The 25,328-nt window shown below is 43.8% G+C and carries 26 protein-coding genes; 14 read left to right on the top strand and 12 right to left on the bottom strand.

Annotated features, from left to right (window positions below; translation table 11 throughout):
• The first annotated feature begins 108 nt into the window (after window positions 1-108).
• Together L0J61_RS01090 and L0J61_RS01085 are read left to right on the top strand one after the other, a co-directional pair.
• Window positions 109-720, top strand: a complete 612-nt coding sequence (locus tag L0J61_RS01090) for a hypothetical protein (protein WP_301464468.1) — start codon at window positions 109-111, stop codon at window positions 718-720.
• 18 nt (window positions 721-738) lie between these two features.
• Window positions 739-1,191: an NINE protein gene (locus L0J61_RS01085; RefSeq protein WP_367651938.1), complete on the top strand. Its 453-nt coding sequence runs from the start codon at window positions 739-741 to the stop codon at window positions 1,189-1,191.
• A 165-nt stretch (window positions 1,192-1,356) separates the two neighbouring features.
• Here the strand turns inward: L0J61_RS01085 and L0J61_RS01080 are convergent, their stop codons facing one another.
• Complete coding sequence (locus L0J61_RS01080) at window positions 1,357-2,130, bottom strand: M48 family metallopeptidase (RefSeq protein WP_301464470.1); 774 nt, start codon at window positions 2,128-2,130, stop codon at window positions 1,357-1,359.
• A gap of 394 nt (window positions 2,131-2,524) precedes the next feature.
• Between L0J61_RS01080 and L0J61_RS01075 the strand changes: the two genes are divergently transcribed.
• The 4 genes from L0J61_RS01075 (at window position 2,525) to L0J61_RS01060 (ending at window position 5,775) form a co-directional block, all read left to right on the top strand.
• Window positions 2,525-3,313, top strand: a complete 789-nt coding sequence (locus L0J61_RS01075; RefSeq protein ID WP_301464467.1) for a threonine/serine exporter ThrE family protein — start codon at window positions 2,525-2,527, stop codon at window positions 3,311-3,313.
• 1 nt (window position 3,314) lies between these two features.
• A complete protein-coding gene (locus L0J61_RS01070; protein WP_301464466.1) occupies window positions 3,315-3,767 on the top strand; it encodes a threonine/serine exporter family protein in 453 nt (150 codons plus the stop codon).
• 217 nt (window positions 3,768-3,984) lie between these two features.
• On the top strand, window positions 3,985-5,340 hold the full coding sequence (gorA, locus tag L0J61_RS01065; RefSeq protein ID WP_301464465.1) for a glutathione-disulfide reductase: 1,356 nt from the start codon (window positions 3,985-3,987) through the stop codon (window positions 5,338-5,340).
• Window positions 5,341-5,568: 228 nt separating this feature from the next.
• Entirely contained in the window at window positions 5,569-5,775 is a 207-nt protein-coding gene (locus L0J61_RS01060; RefSeq protein WP_301464464.1) for a hypothetical protein, read from the top strand.
• Window positions 5,776-5,819: 44 nt separating this feature from the next.
• On the opposite strand, the gene L0J61_RS01055 is transcribed toward L0J61_RS01060, so the two are convergent.
• Window positions 5,820-6,428, bottom strand: a complete 609-nt coding sequence (locus L0J61_RS01055) for a GNAT family N-acetyltransferase (RefSeq protein ID WP_301464463.1) — start codon at window positions 6,426-6,428, stop codon at window positions 5,820-5,822.
• Between the two features lie 235 nt (window positions 6,429-6,663).
• Between L0J61_RS01055 and truD the strand changes: the two genes are divergently transcribed.
• A complete protein-coding gene (gene truD, locus L0J61_RS01050; protein WP_301464462.1) occupies window positions 6,664-7,947 on the top strand; it encodes a tRNA pseudouridine(13) synthase TruD in 1,284 nt (427 codons plus the stop codon).
• Between the two features lie 27 nt (window positions 7,948-7,974).
• Here truD and L0J61_RS01045 read toward each other — a convergent pair whose 3' ends face one another.
• Together L0J61_RS01045 and L0J61_RS01040 are read right to left on the bottom strand one after the other, a co-directional pair.
• A complete protein-coding gene (locus L0J61_RS01045) occupies window positions 7,975-9,426 on the bottom strand; it encodes a diguanylate cyclase (protein WP_301464461.1) in 1,452 nt (483 codons plus the stop codon).
• Between the two features lie 306 nt (window positions 9,427-9,732).
• Entirely contained in the window at window positions 9,733-10,614 is an 882-nt protein-coding gene (locus L0J61_RS01040) for a PHP domain-containing protein (protein WP_301464460.1), read from the bottom strand.
• Between the two features lie 426 nt (window positions 10,615-11,040).
• Between L0J61_RS01040 and ispZ the strand changes: the two genes are divergently transcribed.
• From ispZ to L0J61_RS01010, 6 genes are all read left to right on the top strand, one after another.
• A complete protein-coding gene (gene ispZ, locus L0J61_RS01035) occupies window positions 11,041-11,592 on the top strand; it encodes a septation protein IspZ (protein ID WP_301464459.1) in 552 nt (183 codons plus the stop codon).
• Between the two features lie 190 nt (window positions 11,593-11,782).
• Window positions 11,783-12,085: a YciI family protein gene (locus L0J61_RS01030; protein ID WP_301464458.1), complete on the top strand. Its 303-nt coding sequence runs from the start codon at window positions 11,783-11,785 to the stop codon at window positions 12,083-12,085.
• On the top strand, window positions 12,082-12,522 hold the full coding sequence (locus L0J61_RS01025) for a hypothetical protein (RefSeq protein WP_301464457.1): 441 nt from the start codon (window positions 12,082-12,084) through the stop codon (window positions 12,520-12,522). The genes L0J61_RS01030 and L0J61_RS01025 overlap by 4 nt, the downstream gene beginning before the upstream one ends.
• A 32-nt stretch (window positions 12,523-12,554) precedes the next feature.
• Window positions 12,555-14,765, top strand: a complete 2,211-nt coding sequence (gene mnmD / locus L0J61_RS01020) for a tRNA (5-methylaminomethyl-2-thiouridine)(34)-methyltransferase MnmD (protein ID WP_301464456.1) — start codon at window positions 12,555-12,557, stop codon at window positions 14,763-14,765.
• 313 nt (window positions 14,766-15,078) lie between these two features.
• The gene (locus tag L0J61_RS01015; RefSeq protein WP_301464455.1) at window positions 15,079-15,504 is read left to right on the top strand and encodes a secondary thiamine-phosphate synthase enzyme YjbQ; all 426 of its coding nucleotides are present in this window, start codon (window positions 15,079-15,081) and stop codon (window positions 15,502-15,504) included.
• A 105-nt stretch (window positions 15,505-15,609) separates the two neighbouring features.
• The gene (locus L0J61_RS01010; protein WP_301464454.1) at window positions 15,610-16,284 is read left to right on the top strand and encodes a hypothetical protein; all 675 of its coding nucleotides are present in this window, start codon (window positions 15,610-15,612) and stop codon (window positions 16,282-16,284) included.
• Window positions 16,285-16,414: 130 nt separating this feature from the next.
• On the opposite strand, the gene L0J61_RS01005 is transcribed toward L0J61_RS01010, so the two are convergent.
• The 7 genes from L0J61_RS01005 to ffh all read right to left on the bottom strand — a co-directional run bounded on the left by L0J61_RS01005 (window position 16,415) and on the right by ffh (window position 22,839).
• A complete protein-coding gene (locus L0J61_RS01005; protein ID WP_301464453.1) occupies window positions 16,415-17,062 on the bottom strand; it encodes a DUF4112 domain-containing protein in 648 nt (215 codons plus the stop codon).
• On the bottom strand, window positions 17,055-17,972 hold the full coding sequence (ubiA, locus tag L0J61_RS01000; RefSeq protein WP_301464452.1) for a 4-hydroxybenzoate octaprenyltransferase: 918 nt from the start codon (window positions 17,970-17,972) through the stop codon (window positions 17,055-17,057). Before ubiA ends, L0J61_RS01005 begins: the two co-directional genes overlap by 8 nt.
• Window positions 17,973-18,030: 58 nt before the next feature.
• Entirely contained in the window at window positions 18,031-18,279 is a 249-nt protein-coding gene (locus L0J61_RS00995) for a hypothetical protein (protein ID WP_301464451.1), read from the bottom strand.
• A gap of 92 nt (window positions 18,280-18,371) precedes the next feature.
• Window positions 18,372-19,271, bottom strand: coding sequence for a class I SAM-dependent methyltransferase (locus L0J61_RS00990; RefSeq protein ID WP_301464450.1), 900 nt, complete (start codon window positions 19,269-19,271; stop codon window positions 18,372-18,374).
• An 84-nt stretch (window positions 19,272-19,355) separates the two neighbouring features.
• Entirely contained in the window at window positions 19,356-20,198 is an 843-nt protein-coding gene (locus L0J61_RS00985) for an undecaprenyl-diphosphate phosphatase (protein WP_301464449.1), read from the bottom strand.
• A 139-nt stretch (window positions 20,199-20,337) separates the two neighbouring features.
• On the bottom strand, window positions 20,338-21,039 hold the full coding sequence (gene tsaB / locus L0J61_RS00980) for a tRNA (adenosine(37)-N6)-threonylcarbamoyltransferase complex dimerization subunit type 1 TsaB (protein ID WP_301464469.1): 702 nt from the start codon (window positions 21,037-21,039) through the stop codon (window positions 20,338-20,340).
• Window positions 21,040-21,297: 258 nt separating this feature from the next.
• Window positions 21,298-22,839, bottom strand: coding sequence for a signal recognition particle protein (gene ffh / locus L0J61_RS00975; RefSeq protein WP_301464448.1), 1,542 nt, complete (start codon window positions 22,837-22,839; stop codon window positions 21,298-21,300).
• 462 nt (window positions 22,840-23,301) lie between these two features.
• Here ffh and ccsA point away from each other — a divergent pair, with 462 nt between their 5' ends.
• Window positions 23,302-24,093 (top strand): inner membrane protein YpjD, encoded by a 792-nt coding sequence (gene ccsA / locus L0J61_RS00970; RefSeq protein WP_301464447.1) that lies wholly within the window; start codon window positions 23,302-23,304, stop codon window positions 24,091-24,093.
• Between the two features lie 104 nt (window positions 24,094-24,197).
• Here the strand turns inward: ccsA and purU are convergent, their stop codons facing one another.
• Window positions 24,198-25,118, bottom strand: a complete 921-nt coding sequence (purU, locus tag L0J61_RS00965; RefSeq protein ID WP_301464446.1) for a formyltetrahydrofolate deformylase — start codon at window positions 25,116-25,118, stop codon at window positions 24,198-24,200.
• Window positions 25,119-25,328 lie beyond the last annotated feature (210 nt).

Genomic DNA, 25,328 nt, shown 5'->3' with positions numbered 1-25,328 from the left:
TAAGTTATAATTCTTATTTTACTTACCAATAATTTAACCAACTTTGTAGCACTTACCCTTGTAAAAATATGCTCGGGATATTGTACATAAAAGTCCAGAAGAAAAAACATGGCTCTAATCAACTGTCCTGAATGCTCTAAGAGTATTAGTGACCAAAGTACTGCTTGCCCTAGCTGCGGTTTTCCTACCCCTAGATCTACGCCACCTCCTTTACAACAAGTAAATCGTAATAGTAATTCACTAGTAAATAGTCGTCAAAGAAAAAAGAATAGCGGCTGTTCTGGTGTCACTATTTTTCTGCTCATCATTATAGTTGTTATCAGCTATTCGCTTATAAATGGTTATAATAATTATACAGAAAGAGCAAAGCGATACAGTGAAGAACAGTCATCACAAGTTGAAGAATTGCCACAGACCCAAGAATCAGCGTTTGACTATTCATTAACACAGATACCAATGTTGCTTTCTGGTTCAGGTGAAGATGGACGCTATTTCCTCATTTCACACTCTGCATCTTATGGTATTGAAAATGTTAAGTATATACGCAGAGGGAATACAAGTGACTCTTATGGAGAGATGGAAATTGACTGTGCAGGAAATAAAATGAGAAAAACCTCATCAGATAACCCTGAAGCACTAGTATCAGCAGATTTAGGGGATTGGTACACGCCAACACCAGACTGGACAGATCAAGATATCTTTAATTTTATATGTGATTAGTTTTAAATAGAGGAAAGTATGGCTTTAATCAATTGTCCTGAATGCACACATAAAATTAGCGACCAAAGCGTCTCTTGTACCAATTGTGGACTTCCAACTTCTAAAATGACGTTTTTGATAAAATGTCCTGAATGCACTGAGTCAATTAGTAACCAAAGTATATCTTGTACTAATTGCGGCTTTCCTATTGCAAAATCTGCACCGTTTAATGCTGTCCCGCCTCCTTTACCAACTACCACCCCTACTACTGTCGTACAGGTAAATAGCAATAAAAAAAGCAAAGGTACGGCAGCATTGCTAGCTTTTCTTTTGGGAGGGCTTGGTGTACATAAATTCTATTTAGATCAAGTTTTTTGGGGCATTTTATATTTATTGTTCTGTTGGACATTTATACCAGCGATAATATCTATGTTCGAAGTCGTAATCCTCCTATTGATGGATGAATCTGAGTTCAATAGACGTTTTAACTAGCAAGCGTAGGTCAGCTCATATGCTTGCTAGATATAGAACACCCAACATCAAAACGTAAGCTTAAAACCAAACAAACCACTTTCCGATATTTACCTACAAAAAAAAGCAAGTCTTGCGACTTGCTTTTTTTAATGCTATCTAACGAACTACTTACTGCTAAATACTTTATTTAATAGCCGCCTGATAGATTGGCATAATTTCAGGCAATAAGGCTTCAATCTTAGCGATACGCTGACCAGAGTTTGGATGCGTAGATGTCAACGTGGCTAAAGTGCTGCTACGACCATTTTCGGCTTCCATTTTTTCCCATACTGTAACTGCAGATTCTGGATTATAGCCTGCTTGCGCCATCAAACGTAAACCACCCGCATCAGCTTCTGACTCTTGACTGCGAGAAAACGGCTTATCAATACCTAAGTCACTAATTAAACCTAGCGAATCATTACTTAACCCTGTTTTTGCCTGTAGTTGCGCACCACCTAACTGCATCGCTAAACCAGTTAAAACCTTTTGTCCTACGTCTTTTTTACTATGCTCAGACAATGCATGGGTCATTTCGTGCCCCATAATGGCAGCGATTTCTGAATCAGTTAACTTTAGTGTCTCTACGATACCTGTGTAAAATGCCATTTTGCCACCAGGCATTGCCCAAGCATTTAGTTCCGGTGACTTGATAACCGTAATTTGCCAATCAAAAGGCACACCTGTTGTATTGGCCTGAACCGCATAAGGCTTGATACGGTTAAATACTTTTTTGACTCGAATGGCGGTCGAAGAAGTATTGTCTACTGCGCCTTGACTACTGGCTTGAGAAACCACTTGAGAGTAGCTTTTTGCCGCATCGCTATTTAAGCTAGCAGTATCATACCCTGCTATATCGGCTACCGTAGTACAGCCCACCAAGGTAGTAATAGTGGTTAGCAATAGAGCATTTTTCATTTTATTAAAAGTTGTCATCATACGTCCAAGTTGAAAAGTACAGTTAAGTTAGACAGCTAAATAAAGGTGACAAACTGGAAATGTAATCAATATGTAAGTAATGTGTCTAAATTCTTGAAAGAGATTACCACTGTATAAAACAAAAGTCCATTAAATTAACGAACTATCATTTGGTAATGCAAAATTGCTGCTCAAAGAGCGTTCTGTAACAAGGCCTAGCGACATAAAACGTCCTTCTATGCTCGCTGTCTACATGCTCATACGTTATCTCTGTGTGCGAAATAATTTTATACTTTATAGCAGTATCCAATATAATATCTGATAATGCCTACGCGTCAGCATCTATACCCTTTATAATAGCGTATCAATACCAACTAACCTGCGTGTCTAACCCATGACTTCTATCAGCTACGTACAGCAGCAACACACCACTCGACTATGCGTGCGCTGCGGCTTACTTCTTATGCAATATGGCGCTGAGTCTGCCGTGGTCGTTGACCTATCGAAACGCTTGGGTCTTGCGCTGGGAATGAACAGCGTAGAATGCTCACTCAATTTTAACGCCCTGACTTTGACAACCATCTGTAGTGAACGCTGTATCACCACCACTAGAGATACAATCAATCAAAGCATACATGTAAATGTGTTGGTGCAAATCCAACAAATCGTCAATAAAACTGAATCGGCCGCCACCAATGACGAACTAATTGACCACACCACCCTTGCCTTTGATGAGTTAGACAAGACAGTCTACCCAACGTGGATGGTAGGCCTGTTTGTCGGTGCCTCATGCGCTGCTTTCGCCTACCTAAATGGTGGCAGTTGGGCAATTACCGCTGTGACCTTCATCGCGGGTATGGTGGCGATGTTCACCCGTATCTATTTAGCCAAGCATCATTTCAATCCTTTTATCACCGTGATTGTGACGGCTTTTATCGCTTCTTTAATCGGAGCGACGACCTATTACTTCGATGTCGGTAGCAATGCTGATATTGCCGTTGCCTCTAGTGTGCTGCTCTTGGTGCCCAGCTTTCCTTTGATTAACTCGTTATCAGACATCCTAAAAGGTTATGTCAATATCGGGGTTGGGCGTGCTGTTTTCACCTATATGTTGACCCTGTCCGCCTGCGTTGGCATCGTGATGGCGCTTGTATTACTTCGAATACAGCACTGGGGATTCTGATATGTGGTTTGTTAAAACAGTCGTGCTCTCTTGTATCATCACCCTCGGTTGGACACTCATGTTTGCCGTGCCCAGACGGTATATTTTGCCATGTTTGCTCATGACTGGTTTTGGATTTGGGCTCAAAACTGCCCTCGTCTACTATCAAGTAAACTTAGTGATTGCGAGCTTTTTTGGGGCGATGCTTGCCAGTTTTTTAGGGGTTTATTTTTCTAAAAAACACACGCTCCCACCCAAAGCGCTTATCTCGCCAAGTGTCATTTGTATGATGCCGGGTATCGCCGCTTATAAAGCGATGGTCAGTATGGTGCAGATTGGTTATTTTGGTTTTTCAGAGGAGCTATTCAATCAAATGATGGGCTATTTATTTGAAGCTTTGTTTGTAACATCGGGTTTGGTGCTAGGATTGTCTATTCCTGGACTGTTATTTTATAGACGCCGTGCTATTGTTTAGGTAGCAGACAGTATTAGCTATAGTCAGCCCAACATACAAAAGGCACAGCAAGCCAGAAAAATTTACTCCAGTTTCGTGTTACCAGTTTCGTACTATTAGATACTGTATCCGTTTCATTACGTATCGACCATAACAGCTAATTTTTTAACCAATCAACTATTTCATGATAGTTGATGCTCTATCCATTCCAATGACGACACAATAAAGAGAGAAGAAAATGACAAAACATTATGATTATATCGCCATCGGTGGCGGCAGTGGTGGTATTGCCTCAATCAACCGAGCAGCTAGCTATGGCAAAAAATGCGCCATTATCGAAGCCAATCAATTAGGCGGTACTTGCGTAAATTTGGGCTGCGTCCCGAAAAAAGTAATGTGGTATGGCGCACAAGTGGCCGAAGCCATTCACAAATATGCACCAGATTACGGCTTTGATGTTGATTTTAAAAGTTTTGACTTCCAAAAACTGGTACAAAGCCGTCAACAGTACATCGAAAACATCCACCGCTCATACGACAACAACTTGGCAAAAAACGGCGTTGAAGTCATCAAAGGCTTTGCCAAGTTTGTCGATACCAATACGGTAGAAGTAAATGGTGAACACATCAGTGCCGACCATATTTTAATCGCCACGGGTGGTCACCCTATCACACCAAACATCAAAGGTGCAGAGTACGGCATTGACTCTGATGGCTTCTTTGCGTTAAACCATTTGCCAAAGCGTGTGGCGATAGTAGGAGCAGGTTATATCGCTGTTGAAATCGCTGGCGTGCTAAACAGCTTGGGCGCTGAAGTGCATTTATATGTTCGCAGACATTCACCACTTCGTACGTTTGACCACACCATCGTAGAGTCATTGCTCATAGAAATGGAGCAGGATGGCATTCAACTGCACACCGACACCGCCCTAACTGAAGTTCAAAAAAATGAGGATGACAGCTTAACTTTATGTACCAAAGACGGCAGCCTTGAGACAGTGGATTGCTTGATTTGGGCAATTGGTCGTGCGCCCTCCACCGAAAATATCAGCCTACAAGTAACCGGCGTGGAAACCAATCATGCGGGAAAAATTAAAGTCGATAAATTCCAAAATACCAATGTCGACGGTATTTATGCAGTCGGCGATATTATAGAGGGCAGTGTTGATTTGACACCCGTCGCTATCGCGGCAGGTCGACGCTTATCTGAACGTTTATTTAACAACAAGCCCAATGAACACCTAAACTACGAGCTGATACCGACTGTCATCTTTACTCACCCTGCTATCGGCACGATTGGTCTGTCTGAAATTGATGCGGTTGAGCAATATGGCAAAGAAAACATCAAATGCTACACCTCAAGCTTTACGTCTATGTATAGCGCTGTGACTCAACATCGTCAGAAATGCACGATGAAGCTTGTATGCTTGGGCGAAGAAGAAAAAGTCATCGGCCTGCATGGCATCGGCTTTGGTACAGACGAGATGATTCAAGGGTTTGCCGTAGCGATAAAGATGGGCGCAACCAAAGCAGATTTCGATAACACCGTTGCCATCCATCCAACGGGTTCTGAAGAGTTTGTGACCATGCGCTAACGCTTTTAGAATGGTTGTACTACCATATCTTAGAAACTACCCATCAATTCGTAGAAACGGATGCTTTTTTAGCATCCGTTTCTAATGTATGCAATCCCCTAGCAACCCCCTGTCGATTGAATTGAGGCATCCCTTAGTATTTCCAAATAATTTAAAACATCGCTATTACTGACATCACAATCCCGATACTGCTATCATGCGGTTATCAAAAATCGTTGTGAGATAACTGTGTGGCAGGTATACCTTTTTATATTACCGATTGGTTTGGGCATTATGACGTTGGCAGCAAGCTTGTTGTTTTTGTTTGCTTACCTCGTGTCTGATGACAATGCCACGCGCTTGGCTGGGTTCAACTGGTTTAAGCGCTTGATTATCGTGGCGTTCATACTGCTCAGTGTGGGTTTGTTTATGACTTTTGGGCATTTTTGGGGCTAGCTGGTTATTGGCGTGAGGTCATTTATATTAAATCAGTGTCACCTTTAATTACTAACGATTTTCTCTAGTTCTAACAGCGCTAAATCCTGACGTTTCGGTTCACCATTATTACCATCCTTTGGAAACGGCATGCTATTACCATTTAGTTGATAGCCTCGGCGCTCGTAATAAGCCAATAGCTCAGGTCGATGGCTCAAAATAGACATGGTGAGTCGAGCGTTTTGCTCATCTGCGTCTTGTGCATTTTGCAAATGGCGACAGGCAAAGGTCTCCGCTGCTCGCAATATTTCATTACCGATACCTTGTCCTTGTAGCACAGGATCTACCGCAAACATGCCGATATAAGCGCTTCGATTCAAGTCGGCATCGATTTTCATATCGACCCCGATACAGCCAAGCAACTTACCTGTCTCTTTTCCATCCCGTCTCCCTGTGGTGGTTTTTGGATATACAAACAGATAGTGACTAGGGTTATTGACAACAGCGGCTAGCTCGTTTGCTGTCGTACGAATGCCACCGACTAGATCTGCCTCATTGGTCCAACCTGTTGCCTCTCGGTAACAGCAGTTTAATAGCTGCTCAAGTGCGTCAATATCACTCACATCGGCCTGACGCAAAAATACCGAATCCTTTTTCATATATGCTGTATTCATACTATAATTTCTCTTTACTCGTTTATTCAATGTAACTACTGTTCAATATACCTACGCAGATCAATACTGCCAAAAATTTATTCCAGTAGTGCTGAATCATTGCTAAGCTGAATTGGCTGTCGACAACTAAACAGTCTAAAAATAATACCGCGCTGTTTATTTTTATATGATACTGATAACTGACACCGATTTCTTATTCTTTTGCCAAACACTTATCACCAAAAAAGACCCGTTTATGACTTCTCAAAATCCAAATAGCCCAAATGACCTGTCAACGTCAAACACAATAGCAAATAGCACGATATCTCAACCTGTATTTGAACAACAGTCACTCGATACTTCTGACATTGATACTGATGATGACATCGACATCGAAGCTGCAACCGATACCGAGCGGTTACCACAACCAACGCCGCCGCTTTTACAAAAAGCGACTTATAAAACCAAGACAACGGACTTCATCGTCCACGAAGTATTGCCATTGGACTTCACTAATGAAGGCGAGCACTTATGGGTGCACATTGAAAAATCAAAGATGAACACGGCGTATCTGGCGAAATTGCTCTCGGAATGGGCTGAGATACCATTGCGAGATGTCGGCTATTCAGGGCTTAAAGACCGTCATGCACTGACGACCCAATGGTTTAGCTTACGCATACCAAAGAAGATAATGCCAGAATCTGAGTTTTCGCCAACAGATATCGGCGCAGAAGAAACCATCACTATCCTCGAGCAGCATTGGCATAATAAAAAACTCAATCGCGGTACACACCGAGCCAATCAATTCATCATTACCTTGCGTGACATTCAGTTTGCCTCCACGGACACGACGATATCAAACCATGAGCAACTCACAAAAATAAGGCGGGATATTGACCAGCACTTAATCAATATCAGTCACAACGGCGTGCCCAATTATTTTGGTCCACAACGTTTTGGTTATCATGGTAACAACATCAAAGAAGCCTTGAGACTGTTTGCTCGTCCAATACCAGAAAACCGACCTCGACCAAAAAAAAGTAAGCGCAAGCGTGCCCCACGTGAGCAACATACCATGGAGCTATCTGCTGCACGTAGCCTAATATTTAATGAGATACTGGCTGCTAGAGTACGTGAGGGTAGCTGGAATCGGTGTCTGACGGGTGAGGTATTTAACCTAGATGGCTCAGGGTCCATCTTTGCCAGTGAAACGATAGATGACACCTTGCTTACTAGACTTGCCAGCGGTGACATCCATCCGACGGCCGTGTTGTGGGGCACAGGTAATGACAAGGTTAGCGGCGTGGCGGCAACGATGGAAAACGATGTCGTACAAGGTAGTCCGCTATTAACACAGCTCGCAGTGGGTCTAGAGCAGCGTGACATCAAAGCACAACGACGAACGCTACGATTACTGATAGAAAAACTGTCTTGGAAATGGGAAGATGAAAAGACATTGGTATTAAGCTTCACGTTGCCCACCGGTAGCTTTGCCACTAGTGTGCTTGCAAGTTTGGTACAAGAATTACAGCTTGGTTAGCGTCAGTTATATCAAAATTTAATAGCCTTAAGTGCCAAAACTTACGGTGATACTCCTGTCCTCTGACTCTAGTATTCGGTTGGCACTGATCACTTGATCTCGACCACGATTTTTGGCTTCATACAGAGCCTTATCAGCTATGCATATCAAGCGCTGACAGATATCACTGGGCAGTTGTGCTGTCAAAACTTGCTTGCCTCCTCGTCTACTGCGATAGAACCTCGCTGCGTTGGCTGGTCTAGGCTGTGACTGATTTTCTTTCTGAGTGACGTTTTCGTATTCTCGTTTTATGACAGTACGCTCTTCGTTCGTTAAGGTATATAGCCCCAAACTGGCAGTTACCTGACAGCTTTTATCACTATCGATATGAATGACGTGATCAGCAATGCTTCGCCGCAACTGTTCAGCGACCGTCATCGCCTGCTCATGATTTGTGTCTGGCAATACAATCAAAAACTCTTCCCCGCCATAACGACTGACGATAGACTCTTCGGTCAGCAGCGGCAAAAGTGTCTGCGCCACCTCAGACAACACTTGATCGCCTGCTTCGTGACCATAATTGTCATTAACGCTTTTGAACCAATCCAAATCTAGCAAAATCACACTAAAGTCTTGTCCGTCTGGTGCTTTCAGCAATGTTTTTTTCATCTGTACCAAGCTAGATCGACGGTTTTTCAGCTGGGTGAGTTCATCTTGATTGGCATGCTTCAATATCTCTGTTTTGCTGTCGTCCAATATCAACAATAAAATGCGAAACATATAGACGATGAATATCGCTTTGGGCAGTGCTAAAAGCACATGAGTTGCTCGCCAAAAAATCGTCGACAGCTGCAAATTGCTAACGCTATCCCACCCTAAGGCAGCATCTGAAAAAACTGTGGCGGCAATGGTGTTTTCAAGGGCCATTGACTCGTTATAGGTTAAGTAGTTGTGAAGGTCAAAAGCAGGATATATGGCTGTCAAATCGCGCAAGTTAGGTAACTGAATACCAAAATAAGGTGCTACGATCGCCAATAACATCAATAAAATTTGCAGTAGGAACAGCCGCCAAGCATAACTTCGCTTAATCAGCATCATTCCTAACATCGCACCACCGACCAATGTGACACCAGCAAATACGCTGCTATAACCCATCATGACGATGACAGTTGCAATATAAAAAGTGTAAGTCACCACCAAAAGCAGCTGCCAAGTGTTTAGAGCATTATTTTTTTTAGTCGGGTGAGACAGGTGTCGAGCGATCACCCAAAAAAACACGCCCATCACGGTGATGCCGAACCAAAGCGGATATAAAAGTGGAATATTTACGTAAGCTCTCAATGCATCTTGTTGCCACCAAACAAACAAGCACCAAAGCCAGTGTGACAATACTTCCATAATAATAAAAACAGCCAACAGCGCTGCCCTATCCGCAGCCTGCCACTCAAAAATTGCTTTTGAGAGTCGTTTATAGCCTAAATGAGAAAGCGATACAGACATAGCTGGGCTACCACATAAAGTATTAAAACATTGTTATTACAGCACTGTTATTATAGCAATGGCACTGGCAAGAGAATCAACAGCAGATTGTCGTAAGTAACTTATATGAACCCGTTAATATGAGCCCGTTCACATGAACCGGATAAATTCAGATTTATTCAAAAAACAGTCATCTACGGCATACATTCTACTTACCATATATTCAGTGTGGCAACATTTTTCCTATGTTTCAATACTTTTTGTAGATTTATAACTCTACGTCTCGCTTAACACTGTCATCAAGCGAGTGGCTATATGACATATCTCCTATACAGACGCGGAAAAAGACTGCCAGACGCCTTGTTGGTCAGCGTTCAGATCTGGCACATCACCCAACCGTCGCCACGGCATATTACTACCATGGAAGTCACTACCAATAGAGATAACAAGGTCATTCGCAGCAATACTGCGATCAACCATTCTACGTGTGCTAATCGGCTCACTGGTGGCTGGTAACTCACAGCCATCACCGCCAAGCTCGGCAAACTCTTCAATCAGTTTACGTACACGAGTGGCTGATAGCTGATAGCGTGTCGGATGTGCCAATACGGCCTGACCACCACAAGCATGGATCAGTTCGATACCACGTTGCATAGTCAATGCCTCAATCGCTACATAAGCAGGTTTGTTGTCAGCCAAATACTTATCAAAGGCCTTTTGCACCGTCTTAACAGTACCCATCTCAAACAGCACTTGACCGATATGAGCACGCCCAACCGCTTGTGGATTGCCACTCGCTTTATCAAGTATCGCTTGCCATAACTCATCGTAATTGATATCCAGCAGCGCACTGAGCTTTTCGGTGATTTTTTGACCACGAGTGGCACGGCTGTCTTGCAGTTGCTGCAGTGTTGCGTGCATTTTTTCTCGATCAGTAAAATCAAGCCCCAATACATGGATGATTTTATTGGTTGACTTGTTTTTACCATAGCCACCACTAAGGGTATGCTCGCAGCTTATTTCGACACCATTTATCAGCTGCATATCACAATCAGTTGCGGCCACGCGTGCTTCATCGATGCCTGCCAAAGTATCGTGATCGGTCAATGCCAATACATTGACGCCGGCAGCATGTGCCCGCTGCACGACCTCAGTTGGTGCATACGTACCATCAGAGCATGTACTGTGACAATGTAAATCATATTTCATAAGAAACACCTTAGCGTTTTGCAAGAGTTTGCATTAGAGCGTATCAAAATTAAGAATAGATAAAAGCAGCATAGCACTAGGGCGTGTCTTCAATTCAATCGATAGTCATCTAAATGGGTTAAAAATGGCTAAATGTTGCCAAACGGCGTCAAATAGCTGACTAATATCTCGATACTGTATAATGCTATCTGCGCTATTTTCCTTGTTTGACTACCATTTATCTCATTTTTATCACCGTTTTTAAAATGAAGACACGCCCTAGATAATTGGTTCGTACTTTTGAGCCAAAACTTACTTTTGAGCAATAAATATATAAAACCATCAAGCAAGCTGATGATATAACACGATTATCGTGTTGATTGCTTTTTTTTGCTGCAGTAGACGTGTAAACTACGCCATACGTTTTTTTTGGACACCTCAGTTGCTATGAAAGCCTTATTAGACTTTATTCCTTTAATCGCCTTCTTTGTTACGGCTCGTCAGAGCGGTATTTTAGCAGCAGCGGGTGCATTGCTCATCGCTACCGTCGTTGTTTACGCGATTCACTTCATTCGTCAAAAAGGCAAGTTTGATAAACAGCAGTGGGTCGTTTTAATACTGACCATTCTTTTCTGTGGTGGTACTTTACTATTACGTGATGATATCTATCTGCGTTGGAAGTCGCCAATCATCAACGGCGTCTTTGCCTTGACACTTCTTGTAAGTGCCGCGATTAATAAGCCATTGATGCAACTGGCCATGAAAGAAGTCTTTTCACTCACGATGAGCGGCTGGAAAAAACTAACCGTCGCTTGGGCGTTGTTTTTTGTCCTTATGGCCGTACTACATTATATCACAGCATTTATGATGTCAGATGAAGCATGGGTTAACTTTAAAACTTACGGCTGGATTCCAATTATGTTAGTGTTTGTCATCGCCCAGTTTGCAGTATTGAAGAAACACCTAAACCCAGCATTGAAGAATAAATCCGCAGAGTAACATTGATAAGAGATAACATTGATAAGAAGTAACATCTTTCTATAAGAAGCCACATCGATAAAAACTCACAGCAAACATAGCATTCATGGTTTTTAGGAAGTATTGTTCAGACTGGGAACATGCCAAATTTTTTTCGATATTTTTTTAATTAGCCTTCATTATTTAACGGCTTACTAGCTGAGGAGCTCTCATGTCCTTATTTGTTATTATTGGTCATGACGTGGCTAATAGCAGCGCGCAACGTCAGATCACTCGCGCTGAACATCTCGACCGCATACAAGCATTACATCGTGAAAACCGTTTGGCCATCGCTGGCCCAACCCCTATCGAGCACGGTAAAAACGATATGTCAGGCAGCCTAATCGTTGCTGACTTTGACTCTATTGAAGCCGCACAAGCCTGGGCAAATGATGAACCCTATTTACGTGATGGCGTATACAGCCACGTAGATATCAGACCATTTATTCAGGTATTGCCGCAGGCAGAGTCATGAACCAGCACTCATTTTTGTCAAAAAAATGCTGCTGCGATGGTCTTACCGGTATGATTCGTGGTATCTTCGGTGTAATTTTAGTCACTACCGCTATGTCTGGGCATGCGGCATCAACTGCTGCCAACAGCATTGACCCCACTACTCCGTTAGCATCCACCAATCAAACCTCCAACTCTAATACAAGCCTTGATATCGACGATACCTTGGCAGCACAACTGCAACCGTCAAATGAAGCGTTGTCCAATGCCAACCAAGAGCTGTTAAGCCGTAATGCTCAACTGCAGCGCCAAGTCAATGACTTACAAACCCAAGTCAACGTTTTGGTTTATGAGAGTAAAGGTCAGCTGTTTCTATACGGCTCTTTTACGGTGTTAATCAGTCTATTAGTTGGCGTTTTTATCTCGTGGTTGGTGTTCGTCCGCCGTGAGCGCTGGTAGCATTCTTTTTATCGCTTAATCCTAAGTTATCTATGTCTAAGATCACGCCTACATCTAAAAATTCTGCGCCAACTGCCAAGCCAAATCAAAACGCTGACGCATTAGACGCAAGTACTTCGCCTATCACGCCTGCCAAAATTGATTGGCAAATAGACGATACTGGCAATCGCGTGCCTGTGTCAGGTGAATTTGATGATGTGTATTTTTCTCATGCCGATGGACTAGCAGAGTCGCGCCATGTGTTTCTGTCACACAATCAGTTGCCAGAACGCCTAGCAAAACTGAAGCCAATGCAGTGTTTTACAGTGGCTGAGTTAGGGCTTGGGACAGGATTAAATCTTTTAGCGACTTGGCAATTATGGCGCCAGCTACGTGAGCGTCATCCACACTTAGCCACTGCTCGCTTGCATTTCATCACCACTGAAAAATTTCCCATACCGCTTGCAGACCTCACACAGATACTCAACTTATGGGGACGACGAGCACCTGAGCTTACCGACCTTATCGAACAATTACTCGCCGCCTATCCTCCACTTATCGCAGGCAGTCATCGCTTAAACTTTTTTGATGATAATTTGACGGTAGATATGTGGTTCGGTGACGCTGCGAATAGTTTCGCCAAGTTGACATCAGACACTGCTCTCAAAACCAACCCTCACGTCGATGCTTGGTATTTAGATGGTTTTGCCCCTTCTTGCAATAGCACGTTGTGGGCTGAAAATATCTTTGCGCACATGCAGCGTTTATCACGTCCTAACACGACCGCTGCGACCTATAGCTGTGCGGGTGTGGTCAAACGAGCACTAAAAGCGCATGGCTTTCAAATTAAAAAAGTAAAAGGTTTTGGTCGCAAGCGTGAAATGCTAACGGCAATAATGACTGCTGTAGACAATGAAGAAACGTTGAAAAATAACGGCGCAAGTAATGGCACAAGTAGCAACGCCAGTAACAATACTAATAGCAACGACAATGCTAATAAAGATACCGCCAGTCTTGAATTTCTAAATAATAAAGTTCTCGATAATAAAGTGTTCAATGATACCGATATCACTGGCGATAAGCCTATTCATACAGCCATCATTGGTGCTGGTGTCTCAGGGCTTTCAACCGCTTGGGCACTGGCCAATCGCGGTATCAAAGTTACCTTATTGGATAAGTCTGCGCCTCTGGCAGGTGCATCGGGTAACCCTCGTGCTCTACTGGCACCCAAGATGACGCCCATTCACCATGTCGACGAGCACCTGCACACCATTGGCTATCTCTTTAGTAGCAGGCTGTATCGCAAGATCAATGACAAGGCAAGGCAACAAAAGACAGCGCCAGTGCTTGAGCCAACTGGTGCTCTCGATTTGTTGATGAAGGCCAATATCGGTACAGAGCAAATCGCAGACTATCCTGATGATATGGCAACCACGCTACCGCTTGAGCAAGCCCAAAATACTAGTGGCTTACAGTCACAGGATTTATCAGATAATTTATATTTACCTCAGTCTGGCTTGGTCAATCCACAAGCATTAAAAAACATCATACTGACGCATCCACTTATCCATTTCCAGCAATTGGACGCTCATGATATCAGCGAAACAGGCAGTCAGGTCTGTATTACAGGCAGTTCTCACCACACAAAATCACTGTCTATAACAGCTGATAATGTGGTGATTTGCGCAGCTTTTGAGAGTCACCAGTTGGATAGCCGTATTTTTGATTGTCGTAAAATTCGCGGTCAGTTGTCTTGGTTTACCCCTTCAGAAGCACAGCTGGCACACTTACCTAAGATCCCCCTTAAATACGGCGGGTACTGTACGCTATTTACAGAAGCAGCGGATCATATAGGCTCAATCCATGCTTTAAATCACCAACCTCAGTTTTTGCTAGGGGCGAGCTTTATTCGCAACGATACAGACACAGAGTTACGCAATGAAGAGCATCAAGTCAGCCGTGAAAAGCTCGTCAGCGCTATTCCTGAGATGGCGTCTATCATTCCAGCAGATACGAGACAGTGGCAAGGGAGAGCTGGTATTCGTACGCAGACACCCGACTATCATCCGATCGTTGGACCGCTAGTTGATAGCAAACGCCTGTGGGTAATAAGTGCCATGGGTGCCAAAGGTTATGCGCTCGCACCGATATGCGCTGAAGCACTAGCAGATATGATGCTGGGCTCGTTTGCACCATTATCGGCAGCGATGCTGGCTCGACTTTCACCATCTCGAAAACGGTTGCAAACACCGCTTACGCCATAGTTTTTTTATCGTTAGACAATCAACTTGCTTATGACACACTTTCCTTTATTGTTGGATGCTTAGTTGATGCTGAATTAGTGGATACTTGCTTGCTGCTAAAACTAAGACTGCTAAGAACTTAATCCTAAAAGTTAAAGCAGTATCGTTGACAAGCGACGCGGCAACCGCCAATGTTTAGAAGGTATCTACCAAGAAATCGGCATACAGGAAAACGAGATAACATAAAACGGTATCATAAAAAGCGACATAACAAAAATCGGCATAGCAACCAGTGATCTAGCACCCAACAGTCTAAAGCTAAAGCGAGTCTCCCATGTCTTATCAGCAAACCACGCTTACCCTACCGGCTCACGCGCGTGGTATTCACATCATCACTCCCATGGTTGAAGATGCCATCCATAAACTGATACCTCGCTCATCCAAAGCAGGTTTGATACATCTGTTTTTGCAACACACCTCTGCCAGCCTAGCTATTAACGAAAATGCAGATCCTGATGTCAGACTCGATACTGAAGACTGGCTGAATAAGATTGCACCTGCCGACCAACCCGAATACCGCCATACATTCGAAGGCTCAGATGATTTGCCCGCGCACTTCAAGAGCATGCTGTTTGGCGTGAGCTTAACCATTCCGCTCATCAATGGCACTCTCGGTCTTGGCACGTGGCAAGGCATTTATTTATGTGAGCATCGAGATTATGGCAGCAGTCGCACCATCGTAATCACCATCAGTAGCTAATGATATATTTGACAAATAAGATACATACTAGTGGTATGGTTGGTTATATATTATTGATGACTGTCTACTGAACCAAATACACGCCCATTGGATAACGCGCCTGTTATGAATACTATTATGAACGCTGTTCCCTGCAAATCAGCAAGAAACTCAGCAAAATATAAGCGTTACTATCAAATAGTGCCTGCTATTTTATTCAGCGCTTTGCTACTGACGGCATGCCAAAAAGACTCAGAAACTGACACAGCCAATAATATCAATACAGAAGTTGAAACAATAACAGAAACAGCTACTTCTGAAACTAATACCACAGATAGCATTAACGATAATGACATCAGCGATAATGCCGACAGCAATAGTAACGAGAGCACAGCACACGATATTAATCTATCTGAGCTTGACGACAACCTAGGCGCAGCGGACCGTCCCGCAGATCTAAACAGCTCAAACAATGCAGCAGCGGCCCCAGACCCTGAGCAAGCAATCCAAGGGGCGCAAATCACCGATGTACGTTATGAAAACGCATCAGGTGACTCATTGTCTGTCATTTTTGAGACCTCAGCAGCTGGCGTACTCAATGCAATCGTCACACTACCCAATAAAACAACAATGACTTTACGCGCACCTGAAGGCCAAGGTAACAACCCTACTTATCGCTCCGAGGATGGCAGTATTCAGCTCGTGAGTCATGCAGGTGGTGGCACCATTGATCTTGTTCAAAACGACAACGTCACAAGCTTTGATGCTATTAGCGCTGACGCAGAGGTCGTCACTGAATAATAGGTAAACTCTCGCTCACGTATAGATTTGTCATAAAAAAGCGACAAAGGCTAATACCCTTTGTCGCTTTTTTATACTCTTTTATCTCAGTCTTTTCTACTAGAGCGTGTCCTCATTTAAATAGTGAGACTTAAAAGAGACTGACCAACCAACTTATCATAGCCCATAAGCCCCAGCCAATGATAACGATGACCATTAGCCCTAATATATCAGGGATGTGCAAATACAACCAAGCGACCACAGGATTGCGCCAAAACCGACTTTGCTGCTGCTTGTCTTCTAATGACTGATGCAAAAATGGTCGATCCATATGTATGGTATCTGTGATGCCGTATTCATCCTGTAGGTGTTCGTGCACGATGCCTAAAGTTCGACGGCTGGGACGAATAAAAATATCGAGCACTGTGCCAAGACCTGGTACAACGCCGACCACCATATCGACAAATGCCAGCCTGACTGCTGGTGTCATCTTCTGCGCAGGCACACCCAATTGACGACCCAATACAAAGGCATAGCTGGTCAGCGCTAGCCCAGCTAAGTCACCTGCCACTGGAATCGTCGACAGCGCTGCATCAGCTCCCATTCCTTGCTTGGTGAAAGGCACACGCACTAACGAGTCCATCGTATTGGCAAATTTTGCCAATTTACGCTCAGTTGCGATGACTTGCTCACGGGTCAAACCATGCGCCGCAAGCTTTGCTTGATAATCAACGGCAGATGACTGGGCAGCAGCTGTTTTTTTCGCTTTTCGTTTCGACAGCTTATTTAGCTTATCCATTAAACGTCGTCCATATGCACGCGATTACGATGAGAGCAAAGACGTAGCGCCCTACCCATATATTGGCTAAAAATGCCTGAAAACATGCCAAGGCATTACGGCTGGCACAAGCGCTATTCTGCTTGGCAAACATCATCGCCACTAGCGCCAAACCAAATACAGGTGTCACACCCAACGTCGTCGGCGCAAAGTAATGCCACATGACCACGCCCATAATCAGCAAAAACACCGTTTGCAGCAGCGAAATAATGATCACATCATAACGACCAAATAGTATCGCTGTTGATTTCACGCCAATTTTCAAATCATCCTCACGATCAGCCATTGCATACTGGGTGTCATAAGCAACTGTCCAACACATATACGCGATAAACAATAACCAACACCAGATATCTGGCGCGCCTTGTACAGCGACATAGGCCATTGGTATCGCCCAACCAAATGCGGCTGCCAAAAACACTTGCGGCAAATGCGTGTAGCGCTTCATAAAAGGATAAATGAATGCCAATATAACGGCACCCAAAGACCAGTAAAATACAGTAACAGGTAAAAACAACAATAAGCTGGCGCTTAATATTACCAACACCACAAATGTAGCGACCGCTTCTTTAGCAGACAGTCGTCCATCTGCAAGCGGACGACCTTTGGTTCTTGTCACATGACCATCTACCTTGCGATCAGCAAAATCATTGATTGCACAACCTGCCGCACGCATAAAAATCGCACCCAGCGCAAATACCACAAATATTTTGATATCTGGCAGTCCTGCCGCTGCCCCTTGTTTCTGAGCCTGACCCATTGCCGCCAGTACCACACCCCACAGCGTAGGCCATAGTAACAACTCAATACCCACTGGCTTATCAAAGCGTGTCAGCTGCATATAGGCGTGTAGTTTGTCTGAAAATGTCATGGTATGTTAATTTTTATCAATAAAAAGTTATGTATGCGACTTATGTGCTCAGCTGAGATTATTGGATCTGCTGCCACAATTTATTGGCTTCAGTCAGTGACAGCTCAGGGTATTTTTTACGCAGTGCTTTGATGGTAGCTACTTTGTTATTTTGCGTTGCCTGTGATTGCTGATGCAGATAAGTCAAATACTCTTGTGAGCCTCTTAGTTCTTTAAGCGAAGCTTCAAGCCGAAGAATCCGAGTACGCAGCATGATATTTATTAATAATAACCCTGCTCCCATGATCCATATGATTAACACTGACATTCCCTGCTCCTACATCCATTATCTTTAAACACTCAAGCCAATTAACTGAGTCCATTCATAGTAAGAAAAACGTCTATTAAACCAAACGTCTATTAAACGAAATAGCCATCAAAGCGCACCGCTTCATTATGCCAACTTTCATTTGGTTGGAGATTGGCAAGTAACGGTGCAAGCTGTGGACGCTTCACGATCACCCTGCCTTGTCTGTCATCATTTCGACTGACGATGGTTTGCGCACTTTGTAGCAATTGTTGCTCTTCGTCCAGTGTCGGTGGACGAGCCAATTGGTGCAAGGCCTGCATGAGCTTACCCACTTTAGCGCCTTTACCCGTTTTACTGTCCTGATAGCTGTCTTCTGGAAACATTGGATCCAAATAGACCACATCAATCATTTTGTTATTTGACGTTACCGACTCAGCTTTTAGTTCTGCAAAATAGCTGAGCGCATCTGTATTAATAATATGCAACCGGCTCATGATTTTTTGCCAATTTGGTTGTAGACTCATACGCTGCTGTTCAGCCAACAATAACAATGCCATTAATGGTTGCTGCTCTAGCATTACGACTTGCGCACCGGTACTGGCTAGTATCAAACTATCATGTCCAAAGCCTGCTGTCGCATCTACGACTTGACTATCCGACGTTATTTTGGCTGCTTGTAATAATAGCTCAGACTTACGTCCTGCGCTTACCACACGGCGCTGCAACTTGTCCCACTCTGGTGCGATACTTAGCCCATTACTGAGCCATGACAGCTTGTCTTTATTATCTAACACTAAAATAGGCTGGGTCGATATATCACTTAATTGTTGGCGTCGTTTTTGATTTAGCTTATCGGTAAATAACGTTGGATTCAAAACAATTGGACATCGATGCTTCTCGATCAAAGCTTGCAGGCGCTCAATCTGTGGTTGTTGCGTTTCGCTCACATAAAGTAGCTGGCAATGCAAAAGGGCTGTCGCCTTACTAGAATCCTGTTGCAACCCACTCATAATCGCCTTTCCTTTATTTACTACTGCTCAGGATTCACTACTACTCAAGCCAAAAGCCTGAATCCAATCACGACAAACCACTGTCTAGCCAGCCATTTGATAACCAAACATCCAAGAGGCCAACAATACCACTACCCCAGTAATAATGCGTAACCATGCAAATATCGTAAAGTCCCGACGACTGACCCATGCGACCAACCAGCGAATGCACAGCAGTGCCACAACGAACGATACAATCGTGCCTACTGCCAACACCGCCCAATCCTCACTACTGCTCAACACATCTCCGTGCTGGAGCAAATCCAATAATGCTGCACCAACGATAACAGGAATACCTAAAAAGAAGGAAAACTCAGCGGAAGCCTTACGAGATATGCCAAGCCATAATGCACCGATAATCGTTGCGCCTGAGCGCGAAGTCCCTGGTATCAGTGCCAAGCACTGAAATAGACCTATCATCAGCGCCGTTTTTAGACTGACATCTTCAGCTTCTGAGGCGATAACTGGTTTAGGACGCTTTTCAACATAAAATATTAGCAAGCCACCTATAATAAGCATGATAGCGACAGTGATAGGATTGAACAAATACGTTTTGATTTCATCGGCAAAGGTAAAACCGACCAGCATCACTGGAATAGTCGCGACGATCAAGCTTAAACCAAGCTGTCTTGGGTTTTTCATGCCTTCTGCTTTGCCAGTCAGCAAGCCCATAAACGCCTGCCACAGCCTGCCACAATAGTCATAAATAACGGCTAAAATAGCACCAAGCTGAACCACCACTACAAACAGATCAACTTTTTCTTTGGTCCAAAAATCCATCACATCGGCTGACAAAATCAAATAGCCAGTGCTAGAGATGGGCAAAAACTCAGTGACCCCCTCCACGATACCCATGATGACGGCTTGGATTAATAAGAGTATATCCACAGTTACTTTCCTAAAAACAGCGCTATTGCCTGTCCTATATTATCGTTGCTAATGATAGATTGTGTGCATGAGATGTTAGACATGATGTCAGATCTGATACTAGATTTTTAAATTGTTCATACTAGACTCAAAAGACCCTTTAAGCTTTACCTTGCTCTTTTAGCGTTTTCCACGCCTGATTGCGTAAATACCTTGGTAACGCATTGGCAGCATCGGTACCACCAGAAGTGCTAAATTGGACGATACCCAGCAGACCAATGACGACGGCATCCGGATGAACATCCTCATGACAGACCTGCTGGCCATCTAATGCCAATAACGGCGCTCCATTACCAACAACAGCAAGGTTAAGTGCTGTTTGGCTGTCATAGTCCAATAGTTGCTCAGTGCTGTCGCTATCATTTGACAGCACTGGCTGCATAACAGCACGACCTGCTTGCTCATCATTTTTTAATTCATATTGACCGAAATATACTTGCTGCATACGAGCATCGAGTGCACTATACACTTCAGTCAAACCGTACTTCTGATGGGCACACTGGGCAATCGCTTGCAGGCTTGAGATACCCACGCAAGGAATATCATGCGCAAAAGACAATGCTTGTACCACTGCCGTATTGATCCGTATGCCGCTAAAGGCACCAGGACCACGGTTAAAAACGAAAGCCTGTATATCAGCAAAACTGATCTGAGCCTCAGACAGCGCAGCGTCAATCATCGGTAATACTTGCTGCGTTTGTTGACGCTTACCGGTCTCAGTTTGACTCGACAGCACCTGACCACTGCCGTCCAAAATAGCGATCGAACATTGGTCAAACACGGTATCCATTGCTAAAAACATCACAACCTCGACTTGTACGCTTGTCGTTATAAAAACAGGCCTCAATAAACCAGCGCCTATCATAGCACTTAGAATAAATGAATTTTATCATTTCTACGTTTTTCGTACTTTATTCCATACTCTATCCATAGTCATGCAAAGACGATGAATAAAATAAAAACCCCAAAACCGTATTGGTTTTGAGGCCTTAACTAGGACGTTTCTTCAGGTTAAACATGAAGGTTAAATGCAGAAAAATCCTATGCTGTGCTTGGAGTTTTAAAAACGTGTTTTAAACTTTTTGGGCGCTTGACCTTGCATGTCTTGCATTTTCTTCTGCATCTCTTCTGTACTTGGCATATTGTTTGGATCTAGTCCCAGCTGCTTAGCCATTTGCTGCGGGTTCACATCTTTAGCACCGCCTTGCTGACCACCGCCAAATAAAGGACCACCGCCACCCGTGCTGCCGCCACCCATGAGCCCTTGCATCGATTTCATCATCTTACCAATACCCTCAGGCTTTGAGATCATTTTCATCATCCTTGCCATCTGCTTGTGCTGCTTGAGCAAACGATTAACGTCTTGTATCTCACGACCCGAACCAGCTGCAATACGGCGCTTGCGGCTTGGATTAATCTTATCTGGATTTTTACGCTCAAACGGCGTCATCGAGTTAATAAGTGCTTCCATCTCGCGCACTTTCTCTTCTGGTTTAGAGTCTTCGACCGCTTTTTGCATTTCGGAGCCGCCCATGCCTGGCATCTTATCTAAAAATCCTGCCATGCCGCCCATGCTTTTCATTTGCTGAAACTGGGTCAATAGATCCTCAAGGTCGAAAGCACCACCCTTTTGCATCTTCTGCGCCATTTTTTCGGCTTTATCACGGTCAATCTTTTGTTCAACTTCTTCTACCAGACTCAGTACGTCACCCATACCAAGGATACGCTGAGCAATACGCTCAGGGTGGAACAACTCTAATGCATCTAGTTTTTCACCACGACCCAAGAACTTAATCGGCTTACCTGTGATAGCTCGCACAGAAAGCGCTGCACCGCCACGCGCATCACCATCGGTTTTGGTGAGGATAACACCAGTCAACGGTAAGGCGTCATTAAAGGCCTTTGCAGTGTTTGCCGCATCTTGACCAGTCATGGCATCGACAACAAACAACGTTTCAGATGGATTGACGGCCGCCGTTAGCGCCTTGATCTCGTCCATCATGGTATCGTCAACATGCAGACGACCAGCGGTATCTATGATCAAAATATCTTGGTATTGAATTTTAGCTTCTTCGATAGCACGCTGGGCGATATCAATCGGATTTTCATCCGTGGTCGAGTTGACGAATTTCGCATCCACCTGACCTGCGACTTGCTCAAGCTGCTTAATCGCCGCAGGGCGGTAAACATCAGCCGAGACCAACATGACTTTTTTCTTTTGGCGCTCTTGTAAGTATTTGGCCAATTTACCAGCAGTGGTCGTTTTACCCGCACCTTGTAACCCTGCAAGCAAATAAACAACTGGCGGCTTACCTGTCATCTCCAGCTGTTGATTGGCACTGCCCATCATTTCGGTCAATTCGTCGTGGACAATTTTTACAAATGCCTGACCTGGTGCTAACTCTTTGAGCACCTCTGAGCCTAGCGCCTGCTCTTTTACGCGCTTTACAAAATCACGAGTGACCGGTAGCGCCACATCAGCTTCTAACAACGCCATACGCACTTCACGCAGCGTATCTTTGATATTATCTTCGGTCAATTGTCCAGAACCCACGATATTACGCAGGCTCGATGATAAGCGTTCAGTTAAGGTATCAAACATAAATAACTCTCAGTTAAAAAATTCGCAGTTAACAAGGCTTGGTTAACATATAATTTGTCATTAAAATATCAGGTCAAATGGCTCAATGCCTTATCAGCAATAAAAAATATATTATGAAGTATTGTGGGTCATGCTCTACAAACGATATGAAAATAAATAGCGTATTATCAACACTATAGCATCACAGCGACTGAAAATTTATAGTCGTTTTGCAAATAATCGTTTTTAGCAGACCTAACTTTTTTAGTTGGCGTGAGTCAAAAACCCTATGCAACAACCCATTCTGGTGTCTATGTGACGCGTATTGCCGTAGCCAAACACTTATTATGAATAAGTAAGATGGTACTCAATTGGCTACCATTTTATGATAAATTGAATCATTATTCTAATCATTCCGATAATACCACTTCAGTAATAAATTGAGCGACCTGTTTACGCTCAGTACGAGATGAGGCTATATCTGTGCACTATGCTTTCTTACTCGCTAGCCTGACATATCTCCTAGTCAGCATTTATATTGGTTGGGCGCTGATTCAAGATAAACCTATCTACAAAAGTGTCAGCCTAGGGTTGCTACTGGTTGGGATGCTCGCGCATGCCACGTTACTCTATCCCTATGTCGTGACGCTCTACGGTCTAAACTTCAATTTATTTAACGTGATTAGCTTGATCAGTTTGTTTTTCTTGTTTTTTTACGTCTTGTTTAGCTTGTATCGTCCCATTATCAGCCTCGGCATCTTAGCAGCGCCTACAGCATTCATCGGAATGACCATCGGACATGTCGGGCGCGCGCCTTATCAGCCCATTTCCGATATCAGCATCGGGCTTGAAATCCATATACTACTGTCACTTGCGGCTTATTGTGTATTGCTAATGGCAGCACTACAGGCGATATTTTTGCGCCTACAAATTCGCGAGCTCAAGCATCATACCATTCATCGGTTTTGGGTCAACAAACTGCCTTCACTACAAAGCATGGAAAGCCTACTGTTCGATATGCTCTTGGTTGGTTTTGTTTTACTCAGTGCCGCGTTGGGCATCGGCTTTATCTATGTAGAAGACTTAATGACGCAGCACATAGTACACAAGACCGCGTTTAGCCTATTGTCTTGGCTATTATTCGGGGCACTTCTGGTCGGCAACTGGCGTGCAGGATGGCGTGGCAAACGTGCTGCCAACATCACCATTTATGCCTTCATCCTACTAGCAATTGGCTTTGTCGGCAGCAAGTTCGTGTTAGAAATGCTGCTCTAAACACTATTGAATCACAGCAGCATGCTCAAAAATATAACCACCAGTATTAATATAACCAGTATTATTAGGCTAACATACTGGTGGTCCTTTAATAAAAACCCGCCCTAATTAAAAACCACTGTTTTGTTACCCGCTACGATCACACGGTTTTGTACGTGCCAATTCACAGCGCGCGCCAATACGTTACGCTCTATATCACGACCAATAGCACGCAGCTCCGTGACGCCCTGTCGGTGCGTCACACGATGCACATCTTGCTCAATAATAGGCCCCTGATCAAGCTCAGCGGTGACATAGTGCGCAGTCGCACCGATCAGCTTCACACCTTTATCGTAGGCTTGTCGATAAGGATCTGCGCCGACAAATGCAGGCAAAAATGAGTGATGAATATTGATCACCCGCATCGGCCAACGTTTGACGAAATCAGATGACAATATCTGCATATAACGCGCCAATACCAACAGGTCATTGCCAGCCATCAACTCATGAATACTTTCTTCGGCTTCTGCTTTGTTATCCTTAGACACTGGTACGTGATGAAAAGCGATACCAAAGTTTTCTACCGCTTGCTGTAAGTCTGGATGGTTGCTGACAACACAAGTTATTTCGCAATCCAACAATCCGCGCTGATGACGCCACAGCAAATCTAATAAAGCATGATCAAACTTCGAAACCAAAATACCGACTTTGGTCTTGGTTGCATTGTTGTGTAACCGCCAGTCCATATTATGACGCTTGGCGACAGTATGTGCGAAGCTGGCTTCAAAGTTATCGATAATACCGTCCAACCCTGCCAATGCAAACTCTAAACGCATAAAGTACTGACCGCCTTCATGAGCCGTCGAGTACTGATCCAACGTGATGATGTTGGCGCCATAACGATGGATAAACTCCGATACCGCTTGTACGATACCTGCTTGATCACGGCATTTAATGAGTAAGGTAGCAGTATCGATAGCGGCTGTGGTTTGATCGCTTGGAGATGCAGTATTTGAGGATAAAGCTGTTTTGGTGTTGTCTGACATAGTACGCCCAATGAAAAAATAATGACTTATCGCTGAAAATCTACTGACAGCATAGTAAACCGACTATTCTAATCTTTTTTGCCTATCTTTGCTAAGTAAGTTGCGTATCGTTATTAGGATTATTGATATAAAAAACCCCAACATGAGGTTGGGGTTTTAGCATTCAATTATATTTTTTTAAATAAATATAACCAATAACCTAATCAGGAT

Origin of the sequence: Psychrobacter sp., assembly GCF_030457785.1 — a bacterium.
In the GTDB taxonomy this organism is placed as follows: domain Bacteria; phylum Pseudomonadota; class Gammaproteobacteria; order Pseudomonadales; family Moraxellaceae; genus Psychrobacter.
This window is presented reverse-complemented; position numbering and strand designations above follow the sequence as displayed.